The sequence below is a fragment of the Paenibacillus sp. 1-18 genome (assembly GCF_000520755.1).
Taxonomy (GTDB): Bacteria; Bacillota; Bacilli; order Paenibacillales; family Paenibacillaceae; genus Paenibacillus; species Paenibacillus brasilensis.
The window spans coordinates 43,038-65,016 of the sequence record NZ_ASSB01000293.1 but is presented as its reverse complement, the minus strand read 5'-3'; the positions used below and the strand labels follow the sequence as shown (position 1 = coordinate 65,016).

At 47.8% G+C, this 21,979-nt stretch carries 24 protein-coding genes; 23 read left to right on the top strand and 1 reads right to left on the bottom strand.

The genetic code is table 11. The features are described 5' to 3' along the window. The 20 genes from L693_RS0118550 to L693_RS0118455 form a co-directional block, all read left to right on the top strand. Positions 1 to 506 (top strand): hypothetical protein (locus L693_RS0118550; protein WP_025718939.1); only part of this gene is annotated, 506 nt, incomplete at its 5' end. Between the two features lie 114 nt (positions 507 to 620). Beyond that, positions 621 to 1,490 (top strand): heptaprenyl diphosphate synthase component 1, encoded by an 870-nt coding sequence (locus tag L693_RS0118545; RefSeq protein ID WP_025718938.1) that lies wholly within the window; start codon positions 621 to 623, stop codon positions 1,488 to 1,490. Between the two features lie 9 nt (positions 1,491 to 1,499). Beyond that, positions 1,500 to 2,228, top strand: coding sequence for a demethylmenaquinone methyltransferase (locus L693_RS0118540; protein WP_025718937.1), 729 nt, complete (start codon positions 1,500 to 1,502; stop codon positions 2,226 to 2,228). After that, positions 2,221 to 3,093 carry a UbiA-like polyprenyltransferase gene (locus L693_RS0118535; protein ID WP_025718936.1) on the top strand — a complete coding sequence of 291 codons (873 nt, stop codon included), beginning with the start codon at positions 2,221 to 2,223 and terminating at the stop codon, positions 3,091 to 3,093. Before L693_RS0118540 ends, L693_RS0118535 begins: the two co-directional genes overlap by 8 nt. Then, on the top strand, positions 3,093 to 3,755 hold the full coding sequence (locus L693_RS0118530) for a UbiX family flavin prenyltransferase (RefSeq protein ID WP_025718935.1): 663 nt from the start codon (positions 3,093 to 3,095) through the stop codon (positions 3,753 to 3,755). The genes L693_RS0118535 and L693_RS0118530 overlap by 1 nt, the downstream gene beginning before the upstream one ends. Next, complete coding sequence (locus L693_RS0118525) at positions 3,712 to 4,578, top strand: menaquinone biosynthetic enzyme MqnA/MqnD family protein (RefSeq protein WP_049825214.1); 867 nt, start codon at positions 3,712 to 3,714, stop codon at positions 4,576 to 4,578. The genes L693_RS0118530 and L693_RS0118525 overlap by 44 nt, the downstream gene beginning before the upstream one ends. Next, positions 4,575 to 5,549 carry a polyprenyl synthetase family protein gene (locus L693_RS0118520; protein ID WP_025718931.1) on the top strand — a complete coding sequence of 325 codons (975 nt, stop codon included), beginning with the start codon at positions 4,575 to 4,577 and terminating at the stop codon, positions 5,547 to 5,549. The genes L693_RS0118525 and L693_RS0118520 overlap by 4 nt, the downstream gene beginning before the upstream one ends. 111 nt (positions 5,550 to 5,660) lie before the next feature. After that, on the top strand, positions 5,661 to 6,104 hold the full coding sequence (ndk, locus tag L693_RS0118515) for a nucleoside-diphosphate kinase (RefSeq protein WP_025718929.1): 444 nt from the start codon (positions 5,661 to 5,663) through the stop codon (positions 6,102 to 6,104). A gap of 30 nt (positions 6,105 to 6,134) precedes the next feature. Continuing rightward, complete coding sequence (locus tag L693_RS0118510) at positions 6,135 to 6,935, top strand: CheR family methyltransferase (RefSeq protein ID WP_025718927.1); 801 nt, start codon at positions 6,135 to 6,137, stop codon at positions 6,933 to 6,935. A 226-nt stretch (positions 6,936 to 7,161) separates the two neighbouring features. Beyond that, positions 7,162 to 8,331 carry a chorismate synthase gene (aroC, locus tag L693_RS0118505; RefSeq protein WP_025718926.1) on the top strand — a complete coding sequence of 390 codons (1,170 nt, stop codon included), beginning with the start codon at positions 7,162 to 7,164 and terminating at the stop codon, positions 8,329 to 8,331. Position 8,332: 1 nt separating this feature from the next. Further along, on the top strand, positions 8,333 to 9,427 hold the full coding sequence (aroB, locus tag L693_RS0118500; RefSeq protein WP_025718924.1) for a 3-dehydroquinate synthase: 1,095 nt from the start codon (positions 8,333 to 8,335) through the stop codon (positions 9,425 to 9,427). A 3-nt stretch (positions 9,428 to 9,430) separates the two neighbouring features. After that, the gene (gene aroH, locus L693_RS0118495) at positions 9,431 to 9,805 is read left to right on the top strand and encodes a chorismate mutase (protein WP_025718923.1); all 375 of its coding nucleotides are present in this window, start codon (positions 9,431 to 9,433) and stop codon (positions 9,803 to 9,805) included. Positions 9,806 to 10,180: 375 nt separating this feature from the next. After that, on the top strand, positions 10,181 to 11,731 hold the full coding sequence (gene trpE, locus L693_RS0118490; RefSeq protein WP_025718922.1) for an anthranilate synthase component I: 1,551 nt from the start codon (positions 10,181 to 10,183) through the stop codon (positions 11,729 to 11,731). Between the two features lie 75 nt (positions 11,732 to 11,806). Next, complete coding sequence (gene trpD, locus L693_RS0118485; protein ID WP_025718921.1) at positions 11,807 to 12,853, top strand: anthranilate phosphoribosyltransferase; 1,047 nt, start codon at positions 11,807 to 11,809, stop codon at positions 12,851 to 12,853. Beyond that, positions 12,843 to 13,637: an indole-3-glycerol phosphate synthase TrpC gene (gene trpC / locus L693_RS0118480; RefSeq protein WP_025718919.1), complete on the top strand. Its 795-nt coding sequence runs from the start codon at positions 12,843 to 12,845 to the stop codon at positions 13,635 to 13,637. Before trpD ends, trpC begins: the two co-directional genes overlap by 11 nt. Then, on the top strand, positions 13,634 to 14,320 hold the full coding sequence (locus L693_RS0118475; RefSeq protein WP_025718918.1) for a phosphoribosylanthranilate isomerase: 687 nt from the start codon (positions 13,634 to 13,636) through the stop codon (positions 14,318 to 14,320). Before trpC ends, L693_RS0118475 begins: the two co-directional genes overlap by 4 nt. Beyond that, on the top strand, positions 14,317 to 15,513 hold the full coding sequence (gene trpB / locus L693_RS0118470) for a tryptophan synthase subunit beta (RefSeq protein ID WP_025718917.1): 1,197 nt from the start codon (positions 14,317 to 14,319) through the stop codon (positions 15,511 to 15,513). The genes L693_RS0118475 and trpB overlap by 4 nt, the downstream gene beginning before the upstream one ends. After that, complete coding sequence (gene trpA, locus L693_RS0118465; protein ID WP_025718916.1) at positions 15,510 to 16,316, top strand: tryptophan synthase subunit alpha; 807 nt, start codon at positions 15,510 to 15,512, stop codon at positions 16,314 to 16,316. Before trpB ends, trpA begins: the two co-directional genes overlap by 4 nt. Positions 16,317 to 16,375: 59 nt before the next feature. Continuing rightward, positions 16,376 to 17,479, top strand: a complete 1,104-nt coding sequence (gene hisC, locus L693_RS0118460; RefSeq protein WP_025718915.1) for a histidinol-phosphate transaminase — start codon at positions 16,376 to 16,378, stop codon at positions 17,477 to 17,479. 26 nt (positions 17,480 to 17,505) lie between these two features. Next, positions 17,506 to 18,594 (top strand): prephenate dehydrogenase, encoded by a 1,089-nt coding sequence (locus tag L693_RS0118455; RefSeq protein WP_025718914.1) that lies wholly within the window; start codon positions 17,506 to 17,508, stop codon positions 18,592 to 18,594. Positions 18,595 to 18,789: 195 nt separating this feature from the next. Here L693_RS0118455 and L693_RS0118450 read toward each other — a convergent pair whose 3' ends face one another. Then, positions 18,790 to 19,404, bottom strand: coding sequence for a class I SAM-dependent methyltransferase (locus L693_RS0118450; protein WP_025718913.1), 615 nt, complete (start codon positions 19,402 to 19,404; stop codon positions 18,790 to 18,792). 693 nt (positions 19,405 to 20,097) lie between these two features. On the opposite strand from L693_RS0118450, the gene L693_RS0118445 reads away from it, so the two are divergent. From L693_RS0118445 to L693_RS0118435, 3 genes are read left to right on the top strand one after another with little or no spacing between them, the layout of a single operon-like run. After that, the gene (locus L693_RS0118445; RefSeq protein WP_007430814.1) at positions 20,098 to 20,694 is read left to right on the top strand and encodes an RNA polymerase sigma factor; all 597 of its coding nucleotides are present in this window, start codon (positions 20,098 to 20,100) and stop codon (positions 20,692 to 20,694) included. Next, positions 20,691 to 21,317: a hypothetical protein gene (locus tag L693_RS0118440; protein ID WP_025718912.1), complete on the top strand. Its 627-nt coding sequence runs from the start codon at positions 20,691 to 20,693 to the stop codon at positions 21,315 to 21,317. Before L693_RS0118445 ends, L693_RS0118440 begins: the two co-directional genes overlap by 4 nt. Before the next feature lie 32 nt (positions 21,318 to 21,349). Then, complete coding sequence (locus L693_RS0118435) at positions 21,350 to 21,952, top strand: histidine phosphatase family protein (protein WP_025718911.1); 603 nt, start codon at positions 21,350 to 21,352, stop codon at positions 21,950 to 21,952. Positions 21,953 to 21,979: the final 27 nt, after the last annotated feature.

Sequence of the window (21,979 nt, the reverse complement as noted above, 5' to 3'; positions counted from 1 at the left end):
CGGCAGCTGTATTGCTGCCGTTCTTACAGGCACTGGATTCGGGAACCGCAGCTGTCCGTGAGACCCAGGCGGCGATATCGCCTCAGCAGCGAGTGCTGCTGACCGATGACAATCTGGTGGATACGCTCAAGGAGCTTCCCTTGACAACACCGATTGCCAGCGTAAGCTGGGAACATTCAGTCCTGACCCTAGATGTAAGGCTGTCAAAGGAAGAAACTGCACCGCTGGAGATTTATCAAAATATGGCGGAGCTTGTTGCCTTTAGCTTTTACGGAACGACAAATGTACGGCAATTGCTGTTCCGGGTGGTGACGCAGGACGAATGGTCGGGTGAACGCCATTTGCTACTGGCATCCGATATACGCCGGAATGAGTGGACGAACGAAGCCCTGGAACAGCTAAGGAGCCGGGAAGGCGCAGAATTACCTGAGCAACTGAAATCCTGTTTCCGCATTACAGTTACACCCATGTGGCAAAAGAGGTTTGACGGTGTATACACAGATTAGAAGTTTTACCTTTGGACCTACGGTGCTTTAGTCGCGAATCATTTTAAATTGTGATATAATATAAGGCATTGCAATTATTTGATACACCAGAAAGTCATGGCTCGGAGGCTTAGGATGAAAGCGTATCGCGTACCCCAATTAGCAAGGAAATATGTGGAATACGACATGATTCAACAACATACGGAAATGCCGGCTTTTCCTGACAGCCGTACCCGTTTGCTATTTGTGTTTTTGAACCGGAATATGCAGGAGCTGCATGCAAGCGAGGATGAGCTGTACGCATTGGTCACCTCGCTTCTGCAGATGGGGCTGGATACGCACGACATGATCGACACTTTATCCGGAATTCGGAGTCCGGAAGAGATGCGTTCCAGGCAGCTGAAAGTGTTGGCTGGGGATTATTTTAGCAGCCGTTTTTATCAACTGCTTGCACTGGCAGGCCGAATTACAATCATTTCAAAGCTGAGTGATGCCGTATGTGAGGTCAATGCCGGTAAGATGAGCCTGTATTGGGAGATGAAGCACCTCCGCCTGGATGCGGCTCAGTATTTATCCCAGATAGTTCGTTTTAAAAAGGAGCTTTTTTTATCGTTGACTTCACTTGTAGCAGAACAGGATCGGGATGTTTGGGAGCAGCTTCTCCACGAATTTGCCCTCTGTGATACGCTGGTGGAGGAATGGGACAAGCGAGCAAAGCCGGACAAGTCCCGTTTCGGATATATGTTCTGGCATGTTTACAATAACGGGGACCAGAGCGAGCTGGCGCTGCTTTCAGAGAGTGGTATTGATACGGAAGCATGGCTTAGTCTTGTTCAGAAATACAAAGCCGAGGATGCGATACTGGACAAGCTTCGTACGGCTGTTCTGCACATCCGGCAAATTCTGTCTGATGATCAAAATACGGGGACCGAGGAATTTGAACGCATGCTGGAACCTTTCCTGAAGCTGCTGAATAGTCCGAACCCGGTTGTGAGGGAAGGTTAGGTGAACGTCATGGGAACCAGCGACACCAAGCCGAAAGAGCAATTCGTTCATGGCGTGTTTGAAAGTATAGCAGGTAAATACGATTTGATGAACGATATACTGAGCTTTCGCAGACACAAGGCTTGGCGGAAATTTACGATGAAAAAAATGAATATGCAGCACGGGGAAACGGCAATTGATCTTTGCTGTGGGACATGTGACTGGACGCTTGCGATGGCGCGTGCAAGTGAAAGTGGTCACATCGTGGGATTGGATTTTAGTCAAAACATGCTTAATGTAGGTGAGCACAAGATTAAATCAGAATTCCGGGAAAAGCAAATCAAGCTTGTTCGGGGCAACGCGATGGAACTGCCTTTTGAAGACAATTCATTCGATTATGCGACGATTGGTTTCGGTCTGCGCAATGTGCCAGATCTGCGCCGTGTGCTACAGGAAATGCAACGAGTCGTCAAACCTGGTGGACAGGTCGTATGTCTGGAACTGTCCAAGCCAACCTGGCAGCCGTTCAAGGGGATTTATTACGCATATTTTCAACACATCTTGCCCATGCTCGGCAAATTGTTCGCCAAACGTTATGAGCAATACAAATGGCTCCCTGATTCGTTGGCGCTTTTTCCAGGAAGGGATGAGCTGGCCGACATCTTCCGTGAAATCGGATTAAAGGATGTACAGGCTCATTCTCTCACCGGAGGCATCGCGGCATTGCATATTGGAATCAAGGAGAGTCAGCATGTTTAAGAAAATTGCTATTTTTTTGGAAATGATTAAAATTGAACATACGTTATTTGCGCTCCCATTTGCATTTATGGGGGCTGTATTGGGGTCGGTTGTCGTGACAGGCAGCCTTCCCTCATGGCATCAAATCGGGTGGATTTTACTGGCTATGGTTGGCGCACGTAGTGCGGCCTTTGGCTTCAATCGCATGATTGACCGTGTCATTGACGGGAAAAACCCACGTACAGCAGGACGAGCGATACCGGCAGGGCTGCTCAAATCAAGCGAAGTGGTTATTTTCATTATCATCAGTTTATTGTTGTTATTCTGGGCATCATTCAAGCTAAGTCCGCTAGCGTTCAAGCTGTTCCCGCTGGCCTTTTTTATGCTTGTTTTTTATTCTTATACCAAGCGTTTCACTTGGCTTTGTCATGTTGTACTGGGCCTAACGATTGGTTTGGCGCCGCTGGGGGCGTGGGTTGCAGTAACGGGACAGATGGATATGACTGCTCTTGTATTGTATCTCACAATTACATTTTGGACGGCTGGCTTTGATATTATTTATGCTTGTCAGGACATTGATTTTGACCAGAACGAGGGTGTTTATTCCATTCCTGCCCGTTTTGGTATAGCAGGTGCACTCAACATTGCCCGGGCATTCCATGTCATTACGGCAATCGGATTTATTGTCCTTTTCTTTGTTGCAGATTTAAGCTGGTGGTATCTGGCAGGTATGATTATTTCGTACATTATTCTATTTTATGAGCATTATATCCTTTCTCCGAAAGATATGAGCCGTTTGCAGACGGCGTTCTTTACAATGAACGGTGTGCTTAGCATGGTCGTATTTGCTTTTACACTGATTGATTTGGTGGTGCGTCAATACTAATGAATTCTGATCAGGTGAGTAGCCATCAAGGCAAACGAATCGTTATCGGCATTACAGGCGCGAGCGGTAGCATTTATGGTGTACGACTGGTAGAGACACTGCTGGACTTGAAATACACAGTTCACCTGATTGTTTCCAATGCCGGCTGGCGGGTACTGAAAGAGGAATTGGGCTGGAACGTGACTGACCGGGAGGGGGCTTTGGATGAACAATTCGGAGGCCGTCCCGGTTCTCTTGTATACCATCCGTTCACAGATATCGGAGCATCTATTGCGAGCGGCTCCTATCTGGTGGATGCGATGATTATTATGCCGTGCTCCATGGGAACGTTGTCTGCGGTAGCACATGGTTCGTCCGATAATTTGATGGCACGTGCAGCGGATGTCATGATGAAGGAGGGGCGTCCACTGATCCTCGTGCCTCGTGAAACACCGCTTCATGCCATTCATTTGGAAAATATGCTTAAGCTTGCGAGACTAGGCGTCAAAATGATTCCGGCCATGCCGGCTTTTTACTTTCATCCAAAGACACTGGATGATATTGTATTGTTCCTCGTAGGCAAAGTATTAGACAGCTTGCGAATCGAACATCAACTGTTTACGAGATGGGGGGATTCCGATGCCAACGCCAGACACCAAGATGATCACAATCGGAAAAATTAAATATACAAACGCTTGGCCAATTTTTCATTATTTTAATCCTTCAGAGCTTATTCACCCGGCAGAGATGATCTCAAAAGTTCCGGCGGAATTGAATCGCGGTATGCTGAACGGGAGTCTGGATATCAGCGCGATGTCGTCCTTTGCCTATGCATCAGGCGCGGAGGAAATGCTGTTGCTGCCGGACTTATCTGTCAGTGCAGATGGTCCTGTGAAATCCATTTTTCTGTTTTCACGCAAGCCGCTTGATGACATCAAAAACGGAACGATTGCATTAACGAATACATCTGCTACATCCGTTAATTTGTTGAAAATTCTGATGCAAAAAGCGTGGGAAGGGCAGCCGTCCTATTTTGACTGTGAACCGGATTTGGATTTGATGCTGGAACAGGCGGATGCGGGGCTGCTGATTGGAGATCACGCGATCAAGGCCTCTTGGCGGAGTGAAGATCTGCATGTAACGGACCTGGGCGAAGAGTGGAAACGCTGGACTGGGCACAGCATGACCTTTGCCGTATGGGCAGTGCGCCGTGCTGTTGCAGCTGAGAATCCCGAAGCCGTAGCTGAAATTACTAATGCGTTCCGTGCAAGCAAGCAGCGCAGTTTGTCTGATTTGACCTCGGTTGTCTCCGAGGCTTGCAAGGAAATTGGTGGCCTGCGAGATTATTGGGAGCGCTACTTTACTAATCTGTGTTATGATTTTGGAGAGAAGCAACAAAAAGGCTTAGAGCTTTATTTTCAATATGCGCATGAACTGGGGCTGCTCGACCGACAAGTGAAGCCGCTTCTCTGGAGTGACAATACGCTGACACGGGTGAAAGAATGAAACGATTGGATTTGTTTGGTTTATTAAAGAAGGATATGAACTTCATAGAGGAAGAGCTGTACCGCAGTATTGATAGTACGGAGCCGTTGATTAATGATACATCGCTCCATCTGCTTAAGGCAGGAGGCAAACGTTTGCGTCCAGTGTTTGTACTGCTGGGAGGCAAGTTTGGAGAATACGATCTGGACAAGCTCAAACACATAGCGGTACCACTCGAATTGATTCATTCTGCCTCTCTCGTTCACGATGATGTGATTGACGATGCCGAAATGAGACGCGGTCAACCCACTGTCAAATCCAAATGGGACAATCGGGTGGCAATGTACACAGGAGACTACATATATGCACGTGCGCTGTCTATAGTTGCTGAATTGCCGAGCCCGGATATTCACCGGGTGCTATCGAAGGCGTTAGTGCAGATGTCCATTGGTGAAATGGAACAAATCCGCGATTTTTTTAATGTGGATCAAAGTGTGCGTAATTACTTGCTGCGCATACGGCGTAAAACAGCATTGCTTATTGCGGTTAGCTGCCAATTGGGCGCTATGGCTGCGGGGGCACGGGAAAGAGTCAATTCCCTGTTGTACAGCTATGGCTATAACGTGGGTATGGCTTTTCAAATTCAGGATGACTTGCTCGATCTCTGCGGTACGGAAAAAAAAATCGGCAAGCCGCCAGGCAGCGATATGAGGCAGGGAAATATTACGCTTCCGGTTATTTATGCGCTCAAGCAGCCTGAGCTGCGTGAGGATCTGCTGGCTGAAATAGGTCGTATTCAGGACGGGGATGGGCAAGGAGATACTCGTAAAGCGGTGGATTTGATCAAAAAAAGCGAAGGAATCGCTAAAGCTGAAATTCTCGCTGACCGATATATTAAGAAAGCGCTGAACGCGCTGGACTTACTGCCAGATGTCAAAACGAAAAAAACGCTTCGCGATATTGCTCATTTTGTGACGCGCCGCTCCTACTAAAGTTGTGTTTTGGGTTAGCTGTGACAAAATACTTTAACCGAATCCAAGCTTTCTGTTACAATACAGATTAGTACTGTATAAATACATTAAGATTGGATTGGGAGTGAGCTGATGGATCGCACGTTTTTGATGGTTAAACCTGATGGAGTACAACGCGGGCTGATTGGACGTATTATCAGCCGCCTGGAGGACAAAGGCTTCAAAATGACGGCTGGCAAACTTGTGCAGGTATCTAGAGAACAGGCGGAACGACATTATGCGGAGCATGTGGGCAAGCCCTTTTTTGAAGAGCTTGTAGGCTTTATCACATCAGGCCCTGTATTTGCCATGATTTGGGAAGGGGACAACATTGTTACGCTTTCCCGCTTGTTGATCGGTAAAACACAAGTAACAGAGGCTCTACCGGGCACGATCCGGGGAGACTTTGCTGCACATACACCGTTTAACCTCATACACGGTTCGGATTCACCGGAGAGCGCGGAACGCGAGATTGCGAATTTTTTCATGCCGGAAGAATCGGTTCGGTATGAGAAAAGTGTGGAGACCTGGGTGTAAGTTTAATCTCGTATGAAGAAGGATGGTAGCATGACGGATCTGGAACTGGGTCAGACGGACCCCGATTATACGGCGTTTATCCGCAAAATTAAGGACAGCACAGGTATTGATCTTGCGCAATACAAAGAAGCACAGATGAAAAGGCGGTTAACGACACTTCGCAACAAAAACGGGTTTCCCAGTTTTGTTTCTTTTTATGATGCCATGATGAAGGAAAAACCCCTGTTTTATGAATTTCTCGATCGCATGACGATCAATGTTTCCGAATTTTGGCGTAATCCCAATCGGTGGGAAGTACTGCGGGATACAATTCTGCCACAGCTGCTTGTAGGCAAGCAGAAGCTCAAGCTGTGGAGTGCGGCCTGCTCGACTGGCGAGGAGCCTTACAGCTTGGCTATGGTTCTGGACGGCAAGGGAATCTTGGACAATTGTTCCATTACGGCTTCCGATATTGATGACGGTGCATTGGCTAAAGCCAAGGAAGGCAGGTATTTGGAGCGTTCGCTCAAGGATGTGCCTGAGCAGGTAGCCAGCAAATATTTCAAACCGGATGGTGCAATGTTCCGGGTGGATGACCGTTTGAAACAGGCTGTGAAATTTCAAAAGCAAAATTTGCTGCTGGATACGTTTGAAGATAACTATGACCTCATTATCTGTCGCAATGTTATGATTTATTTTACTGAAGAGGCCAAGCATAAGCTGTACCAGAAGTTTGCAGCTAGTCTTCGTCCCGGTGGTGTACTGTTTGTTGGCAGTACAGAGCAAATTTTTTCTCCCAACCAATATGGTCTGGAATCGACGGAAACCTTTTTTTATCGTAAAAAAGCATAGTTCAGACATATTATCGACAATTCGTAATAAATGTTTTTCAGATAATGAGCATATTGATAGCTTGCTTATCGGAAGTGCACGTCCTTTGGCTTTGCCTAAGGGGCGTGTTTTTGTTTATCTGCATAGCTGTGGCTTTTCTTGTCAAAGAAAGGTGCGTATACTATAATGAAGCACAGTTAAAGATTTTAGCGATGCACAGTTTAACAGTTTAAAGGGGGAACGCGTCATGAGTTTACGTTATTTAACCGCGGGGGAAACGCATGGTCCCCAGCTAACTGCAATTGTAGAGGGCATGCCTAGCAATTTAAAATTGGATTTTGAGGAATTGAATTTTCAGCTGCATCGTCGTCAAAAAGGGTATGGACGGGGTCGGCGTATGCAGATTGAAAAGGACACGGCGAGCATTGCCGGAGGCGTGCGTCACGGTTATACCACAGGTGCACCGATTGCACTGATTGTGGAAAATAACGATTGGAAGCACTGGCAGAATATTATGAATATTGAGCCGATCGAAGGCAGTGATGAAGAAAAGCGCCGGGTTCACCGTCCGCGTCCGGGTCATGCCGATTTGAACGGTGGAATGAAATACAATCTGAAGGACCTGCGCAACGTTCTGGAGCGTTCCAGTGCGCGTGAAACTGCGATTCGGGTCGCATGTGGTGGCTTGGCCCGCCAATTGCTGGCAGAGTTCGGAATCAAGGTGGCAGGTCAGGTCATCCGCATTGGGGAAATCGAGGCTCCTTACCGTGAGTTGCCGATTGACGAGCTGATTGCCGTGACGGAGGCCTCTTCCGTGAGAGTGACCGATCCGGAAACCGAAAAGAAAATGGAAGCGTACATTGACCTGATCAAGCAAGAAGGCGATTCGGTCGGTGGGGTAGTGGAATGTATTGTGGAAGGCGTTCCGATTGGTCTGGGCAGTCATGTGCAATATGATCGGAAGCTGGATGCACGTATTGCCCAAGGCGTCATGTCCATAAATGCTTTTAAAGGTGTGGAAATCGGCATTGGGTTTGAAGCAGGAGAACTGCGCGGCTCACAGGTGCATGATGAGATTCTGTATGATGAGGAGCGTGGATATCACCGTCGTACCAATCGTTTGGGCGGTTTTGAAGGTGGCATGACCAATGGAATGCCCGTTGTGGTTCGCGGCGTCATGAAGCCGATCCCGACACTGTATAAGCCCTTGCAAAGCGTCGACATTGATACGAAGGAAGCGTTCACCGCACAGGTTGAGCGTTCGGATGCATGTGCGGTACCCGCGGCAAGCGTAGTGATGGAGCATGTTGTAGCCTGGGAGATTGCGAAGGCTTTGCTTGAAAAATTCGGCGGAGATTCGATTGAAGAGATTCGGGCGAATATTGCATCCTACGAAGAACAACTGGAGAGGTACTAAGATGAGTACGCTGACGGTACAACTTGGAGAACGTTCCTATCCCATTCATATCGGGCGAGGACTGCTGCATCGGGCCGGAGAGCTTTTGAAGGAACGAGGAATTACGCAAAAAAGTCCATTGTTGATTGTCTCTGATGAAAATGTAGCTGCATTGTATTTAGCGACACTGGAGAGCAATCTTCAGGAGTCGGGGTACAAGACGGTATCCTTTGTCGTCAAGCCGGGTGAAACATCCAAGTCGATTGCTGTATTTGAGCAGGTTATAACAGCAGCCATTAAGGGCGGTTTGGATCGCCACTCAGCCGTTATCGCACTTGGTGGTGGTGTAGTGGGCGATCTGGCCGGATTTGTGGCAGCCTCATATATGAGAGGCGTCAAGTTTGTGCAGATTCCTACTACGATCCTCGCCCATGACAGCAGCGTGGGCGGCAAGGTTGGCATCAATCATCCTCTGGCAAAGAATATGATTGGAGCTTTCCATCAACCGGAACTCGTGCTTTACGATGTAGATACGTTGTCTACATTGCCTCCGCGTGAAGTATCCGCCGGACTGGCTGAAATGATCAAGCATGGCTTGATCTGGGATGCTGATTTTGCCCAGTGGTGCCGTGATCATGCGGCAGATTTGCTGGCTCTGGATGCGCAAGCCCTGGAGTACGGGCTGGAGAAGGGCTGCTCCGTGAAAGCCGAAGTGGTCTCACGCGATGAACGGGAAAATGATTTACGTGCTATTTTAAACCTTGGCCATACGATTGGTCATGCTATTGAAGCGATAGCGGGATATGGGGAGTTTTTACACGGGGAGGCCATTTCTATAGGTATGGTCGGCTCTGCGCTTCTGGGTGTGAAGCTGGGAGCAGACACCTCTGTGGTCAAAGAAACAAGAGATATGCTGTCCTCGCTGCGGCTACCAACCTCCCTTCCAGTACAACTCAATACGGATCGGCTGCTGGATGCGATGATGCATGACAAAAAGTTTAAAGAAGGCAGCATTACTTTTATCGTCCCACGCAGCATCGGGCGTGTGGAGGTTGTAAAGGATATTTCCGTCTCTGACATAAGGCAAGTCATTGAACAGTTAAAAAAGGAGGCGTAAATGATGTACAATCGTGGAATTCGTGGTGCGACGACCGTGGCGAATAATGAAGAAAACGAAATTTTGGAAGCGACAAGCCAACTGCTAGATGAAATTGTAGCCTACAATGAAATTCAGCCTGAGGATATTAGCAACGTCTGGATTACGGTGACCCACGATCTGGATACTGCGTTTCCAGCGAAGGCAATACGTCAGCTTGACGGATGGGATATGGTTCCGCTTATGTGTGCATTGGAAATTCCTGTTGCGGGTAGTTTGCCCAAATGTATCCGTTTAATGGTACAGGTGAACACCCATAAATCGCAGCGGGAAATCAAACATGTATACTTGAACGGAGCGCAGGCGCTAAGACCGGATCTGGCTTCCCAAGGAAAGTAATCGCCCATTTTTTTAGATGATGGTTGCCAAAGTGACATCCTATGAGATATAGTGTGTGTAGCAGAGTTGAGTAGAGTTAGCCAGAGCCAGAGTTGAGACGAGAAGAGTGCAGCCTTAGCCAATTCCATATGAGATGACAGAGACCGGGTAGCGGAATGAGCTTTTGCCCTGAAGAGATTTTCTTCGAGAGATAAGCTTATTTGAGGGTACCTGCGATTAAGCAAGGGAAGAGTGTATACTTTGCTCGTTTGCTGTAGTCATTTTACATATGGTAGCATTCTTATAATTTCAATAACTGACAGCCTCTACCTTCCAGGTAGGGGCTTTTTTATTCTCTCCTTTGGTTCTGCACCAAATTGGAAAGGAAGTGATCTCATGTTAACGCCGCATGTGGAGCAAGTGATAACGATGGCGAATGATTTTAACCTGATTCCTGTGTACAAAAAAGTGCTGGCCGATATGGAGACGCCGATTCGGATTTTCCGTCGGTATGCAGAGCGGGACCGAGCCTTTCTGCTAGAGAGTGTAGAGGGAGGCGAGCAGTGGGCGCGCCATTCATTCATCGGAACCGATCCGTTCCTGATGGTTTCGGGCAAAAAAGGCCGTTTGATTTTGGAACAACATGGTAAACGGCAAATTTTAAACGATAAGCCGCTTGAAGCGCTCAAGGCATTGCTTCGCAAATATCGCAGTCCCAAACTAAAAGAAATGCCTCCATTTACAGGTGGAGCAATCGGATTTTTTGGATATGATCTGCTTCAATACTATGAAAAGCTGCCAGAGCATTCGGTAGATGATTTGAATATGGATGATATTCGTTTTATGTTCTGCGATCAAGTGATTGTTTTTGATCATGTAAAGCAGCAAATTTTGCTGGTTGGTAATGTGCATGTGGGCGAAGGGTTTAGCGATGAGGACATTCGTGCTGCTTATGCTGAGGTGGAGCGCAAGCTGGAGGAGACGGCGCAGTATCTGCGCAAGCAGACACCACCAGAGAGATTGGGATCGGCCTTCATTCCTGATGATGTGGAACTGGGTGAGATTCAATCGAATGTGACGAAGGAGCAGTTTATTGCAAACGTTGAGCAGGCAAAGGAATATATTCGCTCTGGTGATATTTTTCAGGTTGTACTATCCCAGCGTTTTCACATTGATACTGAGGCTTCTCCTTTGCAGGTATACCGCGTGCTGCGCACGATGAATCCGTCGCCATACATGTATTATTTGAAAATGGATGACGAGATCATCGTGGGCACTTCGCCGGAGGCGCTTGTCAAGGTAGAAAACGGTCGGGTAGAAACCCGCCCTATTGCAGGGACGCGGCCACGTGGCGTCACGGAGACAGAGGATGCGGCGCTTGCTGAAGAACTGTTGAAGGATGAAAAAGAACGTGCCGAGCATCTGATGCTGGTCGATTTGGGTAGAAATGATCTGGGCCGCGTATCTCAGTTCGGTACAGTCAAATGCGATACGTTTATGGAGATTGAACGCTATTCCCACGTTATGCACATTGTATCCAATGTGTCGGGTGAACTACGCGAGGATAAAGATTTCTTTGATGCTTTCCTGTCCTGCCTGCCAGCGGGCACCGTATCGGGGGCGCCGAAGCTGCGTGCAATGGAAATTATTGCCGAACTTGAACGGGAAGCGCGCGGACCCTATGCAGGGGCTATTGGATATTTGGGCTTTTCGGGCAACATGGATACCTGTATTACCATTCGCACCATCGTGTTTAAAAAGAACCGGGCCTTTGTCCAGGCAGGAGCAGGAATTGTGTGGGACTCGGTTCCGGAAAGCGAGTATCAGGAGACGGTGAACAAGGCCAAGGCATTGCTGAAAGCAATCCGTACGGCGGAGGCGATGTTCCCGGCAACGACACAGCCCTACAACAGCGTCATCAACCAGGATTATTTGTATACTCCTTAAGTAAGTATTGATCAGGTAATACTTCATTGCGGGAGACGGAATACACAAAAATCTGATTTAGAGGAGGAGACGGTGATGGAAGGACATAACATGATGCAAGTGGGATTAAGCCGGGTTATCGAGGGACAGCATCTTTCGCGTGCGGAGGCCCGTAGCGTAATGGAGCAGATTATGAGCGGGAGTGCTACACAGGCGCAAATTGGCGGGCTGCTGACAGCTCTGCGCATCAAAGGGGAGACGGTGGATGAAATCACCGGATTTGCCGAGGCGATGCGCAGTTACGCTAGTCCAGTCCAGACTGGAGAAGGTGAAACTCGTCTGCTGGACACATGCGGAACTGGAGGTTCAGGCATTCACAAGTTTAATATTTCTACAGTATCAGCTATCATTGCCGCTTCGGTGTCTGTACGGGTGGCGAAGCATGGCAATCGTTCTGCAAGCGGCCGCGCCGGGAGTGCAGATGTGTTAGAAGCTTTGGGAGTCAACATTCACCTGACGAGTGATCAGGCTCGGTCATGTCTGGAACGGATCGGCATCTGCTTTTTGTTCGCGCAGCTATATCATCCTTCGATGAAGCATGCTGCTGCGCCGCGACGTGAGCTTGGAGTGCGGACAGTGTTCAATATGCTAGGTCCGTTGACGAATCCGGCTGGTGCAGATCGACAGCTGCTGGGCATTTATGACGCTGGAAAAACGGAAGTGATTGCCGAGGTGCTGAATCAGCTCGGCTCCAAACGGGCCATGGTTGTCAGCAGTCTGGACGGATTGGATGAAATTAGTATTTCGGCTCCGACGCGAGTCTCTGAGCTGAAGGATGGCAAGGTTCACACATTTGAGCTTCTGCCGTCGGACCTGGGCTTGCAGATGCATCATCTCGATCAGGTACTGGGTGGTGATGCGCAGGTTAATGCCGACATTATACGGCGGATTCTGAACGGAGAGCGCGGCGCTTACCGGGACGTCGTATTAGCAAATGCTGGCGCGTGTATTTATGTATCGGGCGCAGCAACTACCTTGGCAGACGGAGTAGCACGGGCGGCGGAAGCCATTGACAACGGGCTGGCACTGTCCAAGATGGATCAATTAATACAGGCGACGGGGGAGTATCAATATGTATCTTGATAAAATTGTGGTGACGAAGCGACAGGAAGTGGAGCAGCTAAAGGAGCATTTTAATATCAGTGAAGCGGAACGGCTGGTATCCAATTTGCCTGCAACAAGAGGATTTAAGGACGCAATAGCCGTGCGTCGCAACCGGCCGTTAGGGCTGATTGCTGAAGTGAAAAAGGCTTCACCGTCCAAAGGGCTTATCCGACCGGATTTCCATCCGGTGGACATTGCTCGTGCCTATGAGGGAGCTGGAGCGGATTGTATTTCTGTACTGACAGATGTGACGTATTTTCAGGGCAGTCCTGAATATTTGCACCAAATTCGTGAGCAAGTGAACATTCCGTTGTTGCGAAAGGATTTTATCATTGATGAACGGCAAATTTATGAAGCTCGTCTACTGGGAGCCGATGCGGTGCTGTTAATTGCAGCGATACTGGAAACACGTGTTTTGGGATCGTTTTTACAGATTGCCAGAGACCTGGGACTGGACGCATTGGTGGAGGTGCATGACAGTGAGGAGCTTAAAGGGGTGCTGGATTTGGGCACAGCAACCTTGATTGGGGTCAATAATCGCAATTTGCGGACGTTCGAGACCCGCCTCCAAACGACGGAAGATCTGATCGCACTGATTCCTAAAGGAGTTACGTTTATTAGTGAAAGCGGCATAGCCGGGCCTGAAGATGTAAAGTACCTGCATTCGGTAGGGGCACACGGTATTCTGGTAGGAGAACATCTGATGCGTAAGAATGATGTGGGTCAAGCTGTAGCGGATTTGATGGACGGGGTTACAGCATGAATAAAACGGGCGTAAAAATTTGTGGACTTCAAAGCGTTGAAGTGCTAAAATCTATAATAAACTTACCGGTCGATTATATAGGTTTTGTGTTTGCCGACAGTAAGCGCCGGATTGACGGCGCTCAGGCTGGAGAGCTGCTTCGCGTATTGGATGAATGGACTCCGGGCAGCAGACCGCGCAGCGTGGGTGTATTTGTGAATCCTGATGATGCGCTGTTAAATGATGTGATGGAGCAAGCTCCATTGGATGTCGTTCAGCTGCATGGACAGGAAAGTCCGCAGCGCTGTAGCGAGATCAGGGAGCGTTTTGGTGTGCAGGTATTCAAAGCTTGGTCTGTAGACAGTCATCAGCCGACGGGGAAGGGCCAGACGGAACGCCCGGCAGAAGAATTGGAAGCCTATGCAGGTACAATTGACGCTTTACTGCTAGATACATATGATCCCCTGTATGGTGGCGGTTCTGGCAGAACGTTTGCATGGGATCGAATTCCTGCCTATCAGGCTTGGACCCATCAACATGGAATTCCTTTGTTTGTAGCCGGCGGACTGACTGCTGATAATGCGGAAAAGCTGGTTACCGAGTATCATCCCGAAGGGCTGGATGTGTCCAGCGGCGTAGAGACAGATGGAGTCAAGGACATTTCAAAAATCACGGCATTCGTAGAAAGGGTGAAGCAGGCATGACACAATTACCTGATAGCAACGGACGTTTTGGGACATTTGGCGGACGCTTCGTACCGGAAACGTTGATGAACGCACTGATTGAATTAGAGGAATCCTACCGGAAGTACGCAGATGATCCGGAATTTAAAGCAGAGTTGAACGGACTTCTAAAGGACTACTCTGGCCGGGAAACACCACTTTATCATGCAGAGCGTCTGAGTAAGTATCTGGGCGAGGCTAAAATTTACTTGAAACGCGAAGATTTGAATCATACCGGGGCCCACAAAATCAATAATGCATTGGCACAGGGATTGCTGGCAAAACGCATGGGCAAACAGAAGGTCATTGCCGAAACAGGCGCGGGACAGCATGGTGTCGCGACAGCAACCGTGGCTGCGTTGCTCGGATTGGAATGCAAGGTGTTCATGGGCGAAGAGGATACTGTGCGTCAGCAGCTAAACGTATTCCGGATGCAGCTTTTGGGTGCAGAGGTCATTCCGGTGACCTCGGGTACACGTACACTGAAGGACGCCGGGAATGAAGCCTTGCGTTACTGGGTGAGCCATGTCCATGATACCTTCTATATTTTGGGTTCGGCTGTCGGTCCCCATCCGTATCCGATGATGGTGCGGGACTTCCAGCGTGTGATTGGTGATGAAACACGTCGTCAGATCTTGGAAAAGGAAGGCAGACTTCCGGATGTCGTCGTAGCAGCGATTGGTGGCGGAAGCAATGCCATCGGCATGTTTTATCCTTTTATTGAGGATGAGGGCGTTGCTTTGATCGGTGTGGAAGCTGCTGGAAAAGGTGTAGAAACAGAATTCCATGCGGCAACGATGAGCAAGGGAACACAAGGGGTCTTCCAGGGCTCCATGAGTTATCTGCTTCAGGATGAATACGGGCAAGTGCAGCCTGCGCATTCCATCTCGGCCGGATTGGATTATCCAGGCGTTGGACCGGAGCATTCGTATCTGAAAGATATTGAACGGGCCAACTATGTTCCAATTACCGATCAGGAAGCGTTGGATGCACTCCAGCTTCTCTGCCGTACGGAAGGCATACTTCCTGCATTAGAGTCGGCACATGCAATTGCTCAGGTCGTCAAACTGGCACCTACGTTGACGGCAGATGATATTATCGTTATTTGCTTGTCTGGACGCGGGGATAAAGATGTGGACTCCATTATCAAGTATTTGGGAGGAAATCCGTCATGAATTTAATTGATCAGGCGTTTGAGCGCCTTAAAAATGAAGGCAAAACGGCATTAATTCCTTTTCTGACGGTGGGCGACCCGGATGTGGAGACTACGGTGGAGATTATTCGGCAGCTGGAGTCTGCCGGAGCCGATATATTGGAGCTAGGTGTTCCGTATTCCGACCCGTTAGCTGACGGTCCTGTCATTCAGCGTGCGTCTGAGCGTGCGCTGAAACGGCAAATCTCGATCCGTACCTGTATGGAGACAGCTTCTCTGGCTAGGGCGGCAGGTTCAAGCCTGCCTTTTATTTTGTTTACGTATTACAATCCTGTTTTACAGATGGGTATGGATGCTTTCTTTGCTGGCCTGCAGAAGCACGGTATCAGCGGTCTGATTATTCCCGACCTTCCGCTTGAGGAAGCGGAAGAACTGGGAACACGGGCGGCAGAGGTAGGGGTGCATCTAATCCCGCTGGTGGCTCCAACTTCTGAGCAGCGGATCGAGCGGATTGTCCGTAATGCCCGTGGATTTGTATATTGTGTATCCTCACTTGGTGTAACCGGGGAGAGAGCTTCCTTTTTTGAAGGGATAGAGGGCTTTATCACGCAGGTCAAACGGCATACCGACATTCCGGTGGCGATCGGCTTTGGTATTTCAACTCGGGAACAGGTAGTCCGGTTTTCAGACATTTGCGATGGAGTTGTGGTCGGCAGTGCCATTGTGCGTCAGGTGGAGGAAGCTATTCCATTGCTGGAGGATTCTGCGCGCAGAGCAGAAGGGCTTTTGCAAATTCACGATTTTGTGGCACAATTAAAGCAGTAATTTGGCGTCAATATAGAGAGCAATAAATTCAGTTCTGATTGGATAGAGGAGGTAGGGGCATGCAACCTAAACCGCATATTGTACATTTGCCAGTATATCAGCCCGGTAAACCGATTGAAGACGTGAAACGCGAGTTGGGGCTTGATGAAGTAATCAAGCTCGCTTCAAATGAAAATCCGTATGGCAGTTCTCCCAAAGTATTGCAGGCGATTCAACAGGAATTTGCCAACATTAGTGTCTATCCTGATGGAAGCGCGGTAGCTTTGACACAGGCGCTGGCCAAACAGACGGGTTTGAAAGAGGAGCAGTTTATTTTTGGCTGTGGCTCTGACGAAATTATTGCGTTAATTGCGCGTGCATTTCTCCTTCCCGGGGAAGAAAGCATCATGGCTGATCAGACATTTTCCGTATACAAAAGTAACGTGGAAATTGAGGGAGCGGTTGCAGTTGAGGTGCCTTTGCGCGACGGTGTGCATGATTTGGATGCTATGCTGGCTCAAATCAATGACCGTACAAAAATTATCTGGGTTTGTAATCCGAATAATCCGACAGGCACGATTGTACCCGAATCAGAGCTGCTTGCGTTTTTGGAGCAGGTGCCTAAGCATGTGATGGTTGTGCTGGATGAAGCTTATGCCGAGTTTGTGACGGATCGCTCGTATCCAGATGGCATTCGTTTGTTGTCAACGTATGAGAATTTGGTTGTACTTCGTACCTTCTCCAAAATCTATGGTCTGGCTTCGTTGCGTATTGGATATGGTATGGGAGCCGAGTCGACTGTCCGTTTGATCAATCAGGTTCGTGAGCCGTTCAATACTTCACGGGTAGCACAGGCTGCGGCGATTGCAGCTTTGGAGGACCAGGAATTTGTTCGGGAATGTCGGGATCGCAACGCAGAGGGCAGAGCTTATTTGCAAAATGAGCTGAAGCGTCTTGGGTTGGAGTCTTTTCCGGCACACGGTAACTTTATTATGCTGGATGTGCGTCGTCCATCCGGTGAGGTATTTCAGGAATTGCTTCGTAAAGGCGTGATCATTCGCGCTGGTCATCATAAATATCCGACTTATATTAGGGTGTCAATTGGATCGCAGCCGCAAAATGAGTTGTTTGTCCGTGCGCTGGAACAGGTCCTGGGGGCGGAAGCGGCGAAAGCACGCCTATAATTTCCGCAGATGGGATTTGATAATTGATGAAGATTGCCATTTTTGGCGTGGGACTGATTGGTGGGTCCCTCGCACTTTGTTTTAAAGGGAAGCCGGACATCACCGTTGTGGGTCATGCTCACCTCCCTGAACTGATGGAACCGATGTTAAGCCGTGGTGTCGTGGACACCGCGACTCTTTCGGTTGCAGAGGCGGCAGAGGATGCCGATTTTATTTTTTTATGCGTACCTGTTGGTTTACTGGAGTATTATCTGGAGCTGTTAAGTCAGTTGCCGCTTAAAGCAGGTTGTATTATTACTGATGTAGGCAGCACGAAATCCTCGATTGCCAAAAAAGCATCGGAAATTTCTTTGCGTAACGCTTATTTTATCGGCGGTCATCCGATGGCTGGCTCGGAGCGTTCCGGTGTAAAGGCTGCTTCGGCGTTGCTGTTTGAGAACGCTTATTATGTACTCTCCCCCGCTGAGGATGTGCCCGAGGAAGCATACGGCTCGCTGGAGCAGCTCTTAAAATACACAGGGGCTCAGGTTGTGCGCGTCCAACCTGACATGCACGATGATATTGTCGGCGCGATTAGCCATCTTCCGCACATTATTGCAGCCGCACTGGTAAATCAGGTGCGAAAGCACAATGATGAAAATCCGCTGTACCGTACATTGGCTGCTGGTGGGTTCCGTGATATTACGCGGATAGCTTCTAGTGATCCGATTGTGTGGCGGGACATTTTGCTAAGTAATCGTGATGTTTTGCTAGGCCTGTTGGAAGAATGGAATGGGCAAATTGAGCGTTTTACCCATTTGCTGAGAACACAAGACGGAGAGGGAATCGCTGACGAGTTTTTGACGGCTGGGCATTTCCGCAGTGAACTGCCGGAGCGCCGCAAAGGTGTCATCGTCTCAACGTTTGATCTGTATATTGATGTACCGGATACGCCCGGTATTATCGGAAGGATTGCAATGGAGCTGGGAAATCACAGCATTAACCTGAGCAATATGCAAATCATTGAGAGCCGGGAGGACGTCCCCGGTATTATGCGGCTTTCCTTCCGGCAGGAGCAGGATTGGGAGCGTGCCAAGACCCTGCTAGATTCGATGGGCTATAAAGTAGTGGTGTGAAGATTGGGGAAAGTGGGTGTGCGTTAAGGAGATCGCTCCGCTTCTCCAGATTCAAATGAACCTCTGCGCTACGGAACGCCTCAAAAGCACCACAATTTCTGGGAGTGAAGTTGTAGGAAAAGATTTAAAGCGAGCGAAGGTTCTCTTATGCTCGCTTTTTTGTTGCTTAAAGAGCAAATGGAATCATTCTAGGTGTTACTTGGTTACTATGATTTTTCTATACATACCGTCGAACATTATAGGTACATCCTCTTTGATCCGCAATTTTAGCTTTTGTTTTTCATACAGTTCTTCAAAATTCAACCCGATATCGGTTCCTAACACCTTAATAACGGGCCTTATCGTTTTTTTGAATAATGAGGGCTTTTTTCCTTTAGGAGAAAACTTATCGAAAATAATAAGTTCTCCGTCTTTTTTCAAAACTCGCACCATCTCATCGAAGCATTTATTTGCGTCAGGTACTACCGAGAGAATTAAACTTCCTACTACTATATCAAATTGCTCATCCATAAAATTCATTTGTTGAGCATCCATTTCTAAGAATTGTATGGAGGTATTGGTAAATTTCTTTTTTGCTTTGTTAAGCATTTCAGGTGAATAATCTATGGCAGTAATATCCAGCCCGTAGTGATTTATCAATTCTAAATCTGCCCCAGTTCCTACACCTACAAAAAGTATTTTTTGCGCGCTATGAAATGACTTTTCTTGAAATATGATCTTTCTAGAATTGAGGAAGCTACCTGAATTGAAAAACTTATCATAAATTGGAGACCAAATCTTATATATTGCCTTGTTCCAGTTATTATTCATTTCTTGCCTCCTACCCATTGAAAAAATTTATTATATAATAATGTGTTTTAATAGAATAATCAAATAATTGGTAAATTATTGAAAATCGGAGTTTATCAACCCACATGTGAGGCAACTGAATACGCTAAAGAGGAGTAATTGAAAACAAAAAAAAGACCACCCGGGCAAAGCCCCGGGTGGTAGCTACTTTTCTGAAGTAGCTGAGTAGGATAGGAGTGGAGAGAAACCATACTGTACTTTTATTATATGTATACGTTTTCATTTTGTCAATGTTTTTTTTAAGCGTTTTCTTTTTGACTGATTATTTAAACCGTGCGTCCAAAAATAAAGCGGGTTCAATAGACCAGTCACTCCATCTACTTTATCTTGAAAAAACATAAAATCAATTGAAAAGTCGTATATTTGAATCTGTTGCCAGCGTTAGGGAGCCAATGATGGAAATCGTGGGGATTTTGGACTTTTTTACTGGCGGGTATTTTGTGGTACAATAGGTAAGTCCATTTGGGATAATGAGTATTGTCGGGGATAGCACCGTTAATGTTGGCAGTACATAGGGTAAAAAAATAACAAATGTTCCATGATGCTGTTTCATCATTTGCGCAGAGGGCGCAACTTTTTTTGACCTGTTCGGTATATATAGACAGAATCGGATGGGGAAACAGCACATGTATGGGCGAGGAGGGTCTCACTCGAATGATGACAGATTCCCAGATGATTCAGGAAATCAAACAAGGTAATGTTGAGGTTTATTCAGAATTAATGAGGCGGCACCAACGTAAAATTTTAGCTTTTGTTTATCATATGCTAAAAAGTTCGAACCTGGAAATGATCGCTGAGGACTTATGTTCGGAGACGTTTTACAAAGCGTACCGGAGCCTGCATTCTTTTCGCGAGGTTGACGCATCGTTCTCCACTTGGTTATATACGATTGCACGCAATACAGTGCTAAGCGAGCTTCGCAAGCATCGTAGCGGTCAGGTTCCATTGGAGGAGAGCGGTTATGTGCCGGTAGCACCACCGGATGTAATTCCGGAGCAGGCCGTCCTACGCGGCGAGAAGGTAGAGATGGTCCGTGAAGCGATCAACAGATTGCCTGAAAAGCAGAGATCAGCGCTGATTTTGCGTGAATATGAGCAATTGGATTATCAGGAGATTGCTACTATTTTAGGACAGACGGTCAGTGCGGTGAAGTCGTTGCTTTTCCGGGCAAGAACCAGTGTGAAGACGCAGTTGGAGCCTTATTTTTTTGAACCTCTCTATGAGGAAAACGAAGGGATGAGCAGCCAATGAAATCCAGGGACGCTGAGGATTTGTTCGCTACAGGCAAAAATGTATCGAAACAGGACTCGGAGCGCAGACGAGCCAAAAGCTCGTCTGACAAGTGGGAGCTTGGTTCGGAAGAAAATGAATGGAATTTATCAAAAGAGGGTCGATCCGCTATCCGCGATATTTCCTTTGAAATAACAGATGAGCAGGTAGAGGCGATGAATCGCCGGGTTATGGATCGCATTTATGAAGAGTCACCGTGGCTTGTTCCCGGCGAGCACCGACGTGCGCGTGTGAACCCGGCAGCCCGTAAGTATATGTCTGTATGGATTGCTGGTTTTTTAGCCGTATTTTTGTGTAGCTTTTTGTTTTTGAATTGGAATGGAAGCTCCTCTCAGGAAACTCCCCCTCAAGCGGCACCTGTCATGGATACAGGCATTTTACCGACAGGCTTGCTGAAAACTACAAGTACATCTCCACAATATCAATATCACATTAAAGATATGAATACAGGCATTATGGAACCGCTGGTTGCAAGCATTGTTCCTACTTACCCGCAATATTGGATCTTGTTGTCTGTGTTGGCGCTTGCGCTTGCTTTATTTTCTCTGGGCTGGATCCATCGGACAAGAAGGGTTAGAAATTAGCCTGAATAACAGAATAGCGGAGGAACGACACAATGCTTATTGGTTTGATCAGACATGGATTGACAGACTGGAATGCGGTGGGTAAAATTCAGGGCCACAGTGATATTCCGTTGAATGAGGAAGGGCGACGGCAGGCACGCCTGCTGGCAGAACGATTAAAGGAAGAACCCTATCATTGGGACGGGCTTATTACAAGCAGCCTCTCCAGAGCGAAAGAGACGGGAGAAATTATTGCTTCTGCTCTGCAGCTTCCGCTGCTGGAGCCGGATGATCGACTAAGAGAACGTGCTTATGGCAAGGTCGAGGGGATGACACAGGCTGAACGTGAAGAGAAGTGGGGGATCGACTGGCACCTGCTTGATCTTGGACAGGAGAGCGATGAGGCTCTTCAGCAGCGCGGTTTGGCTTTTATGGAGGCCATCTGGTCGGAAAATCGCGAGAAAAATCTGTTGGTTGTTTCCCACGGGGGTTTTTTGGCTAATTTGTACAAGGCGCTGTATCAGGAAAAATGTACGGAACGAATTGGAAATTTGTCATTGAGTATGCTTCAGCGTGAAGGTCCTGATTGGACACCCCTTTTGTATAATTGTATGAAGCATTTACAAGAAAAAAGTGAATGTAATTCAAAAAGATAAAGAAAGGCCACGATATTCTACGAACCG

What these genes read in the sequence shown, in the direction of transcription:
- L693_RS0118535 (WP_025718936.1), top strand. Translation starts at nt 2,221, where the DNA reads ATGTTTAAGAAAATTGCTATTTTTTTGGAAATGATTAAAATTGAACAT.
- aroC (WP_025718926.1), top strand. Translation starts at nt 7,162, where the DNA reads ATGAGTTTACGTTATTTAACCGCGGGGGAAACGCATGGTCCCCAGCTA.
- L693_RS0118450 (WP_025718913.1), bottom strand. Translation starts at nt 19,404, where the DNA reads ATGAATAATAACTGGAACAAGGCAATATATAAGATTTGGTCTCCAATT.
- L693_RS0118525 (WP_049825214.1), top strand. Translation starts at nt 3,712, where the DNA reads ATGCCAACGCCAGACACCAAGATGATCACAATCGGAAAAATTAAATAT.
- L693_RS0118545 (WP_025718938.1), top strand. Translation starts at nt 621, where the DNA reads ATGAAAGCGTATCGCGTACCCCAATTAGCAAGGAAATATGTGGAATAC.
- L693_RS0118435 (WP_025718911.1), top strand. Translation starts at nt 21,350, where the DNA reads ATGCTTATTGGTTTGATCAGACATGGATTGACAGACTGGAATGCGGTG.
- trpB (WP_025718917.1), top strand. Translation starts at nt 14,317, where the DNA reads ATGACACAATTACCTGATAGCAACGGACGTTTTGGGACATTTGGCGGA.
- trpA (WP_025718916.1), top strand. Translation starts at nt 15,510, where the DNA reads ATGAATTTAATTGATCAGGCGTTTGAGCGCCTTAAAAATGAAGGCAAA.
- trpD (WP_025718921.1), top strand. Translation starts at nt 11,807, where the DNA reads ATGGAAGGACATAACATGATGCAAGTGGGATTAAGCCGGGTTATCGAG.
- L693_RS0118455 (WP_025718914.1), top strand. Translation starts at nt 17,506, where the DNA reads ATGAAGATTGCCATTTTTGGCGTGGGACTGATTGGTGGGTCCCTCGCA.
- trpE (WP_025718922.1), top strand. Translation starts at nt 10,181, where the DNA reads ATGTTAACGCCGCATGTGGAGCAAGTGATAACGATGGCGAATGATTTT.
- aroB (WP_025718924.1), top strand. Translation starts at nt 8,333, where the DNA reads ATGAGTACGCTGACGGTACAACTTGGAGAACGTTCCTATCCCATTCAT.
- L693_RS0118510 (WP_025718927.1), top strand. Translation starts at nt 6,135, where the DNA reads ATGACGGATCTGGAACTGGGTCAGACGGACCCCGATTATACGGCGTTT.
- aroH (WP_025718923.1), top strand. Translation starts at nt 9,431, where the DNA reads ATGTACAATCGTGGAATTCGTGGTGCGACGACCGTGGCGAATAATGAA.
- L693_RS0118440 (WP_025718912.1), top strand. Translation starts at nt 20,691, where the DNA reads ATGAAATCCAGGGACGCTGAGGATTTGTTCGCTACAGGCAAAAATGTA.
- L693_RS0118445 (WP_007430814.1), top strand. Translation starts at nt 20,098, where the DNA reads ATGATGACAGATTCCCAGATGATTCAGGAAATCAAACAAGGTAATGTT.
- hisC (WP_025718915.1), top strand. Translation starts at nt 16,376, where the DNA reads ATGCAACCTAAACCGCATATTGTACATTTGCCAGTATATCAGCCCGGT.
- L693_RS0118520 (WP_025718931.1), top strand. Translation starts at nt 4,575, where the DNA reads ATGAAACGATTGGATTTGTTTGGTTTATTAAAGAAGGATATGAACTTC.
- L693_RS0118475 (WP_025718918.1), top strand. Translation starts at nt 13,634, where the DNA reads ATGAATAAAACGGGCGTAAAAATTTGTGGACTTCAAAGCGTTGAAGTG.
- ndk (WP_025718929.1), top strand. Translation starts at nt 5,661, where the DNA reads ATGGATCGCACGTTTTTGATGGTTAAACCTGATGGAGTACAACGCGGG.
- L693_RS0118530 (WP_025718935.1), top strand. Translation starts at nt 3,093, where the DNA reads ATGAATTCTGATCAGGTGAGTAGCCATCAAGGCAAACGAATCGTTATC.
- L693_RS0118540 (WP_025718937.1), top strand. Translation starts at nt 1,500, where the DNA reads ATGGGAACCAGCGACACCAAGCCGAAAGAGCAATTCGTTCATGGCGTG.
- trpC (WP_025718919.1), top strand. Translation starts at nt 12,843, where the DNA reads ATGTATCTTGATAAAATTGTGGTGACGAAGCGACAGGAAGTGGAGCAG.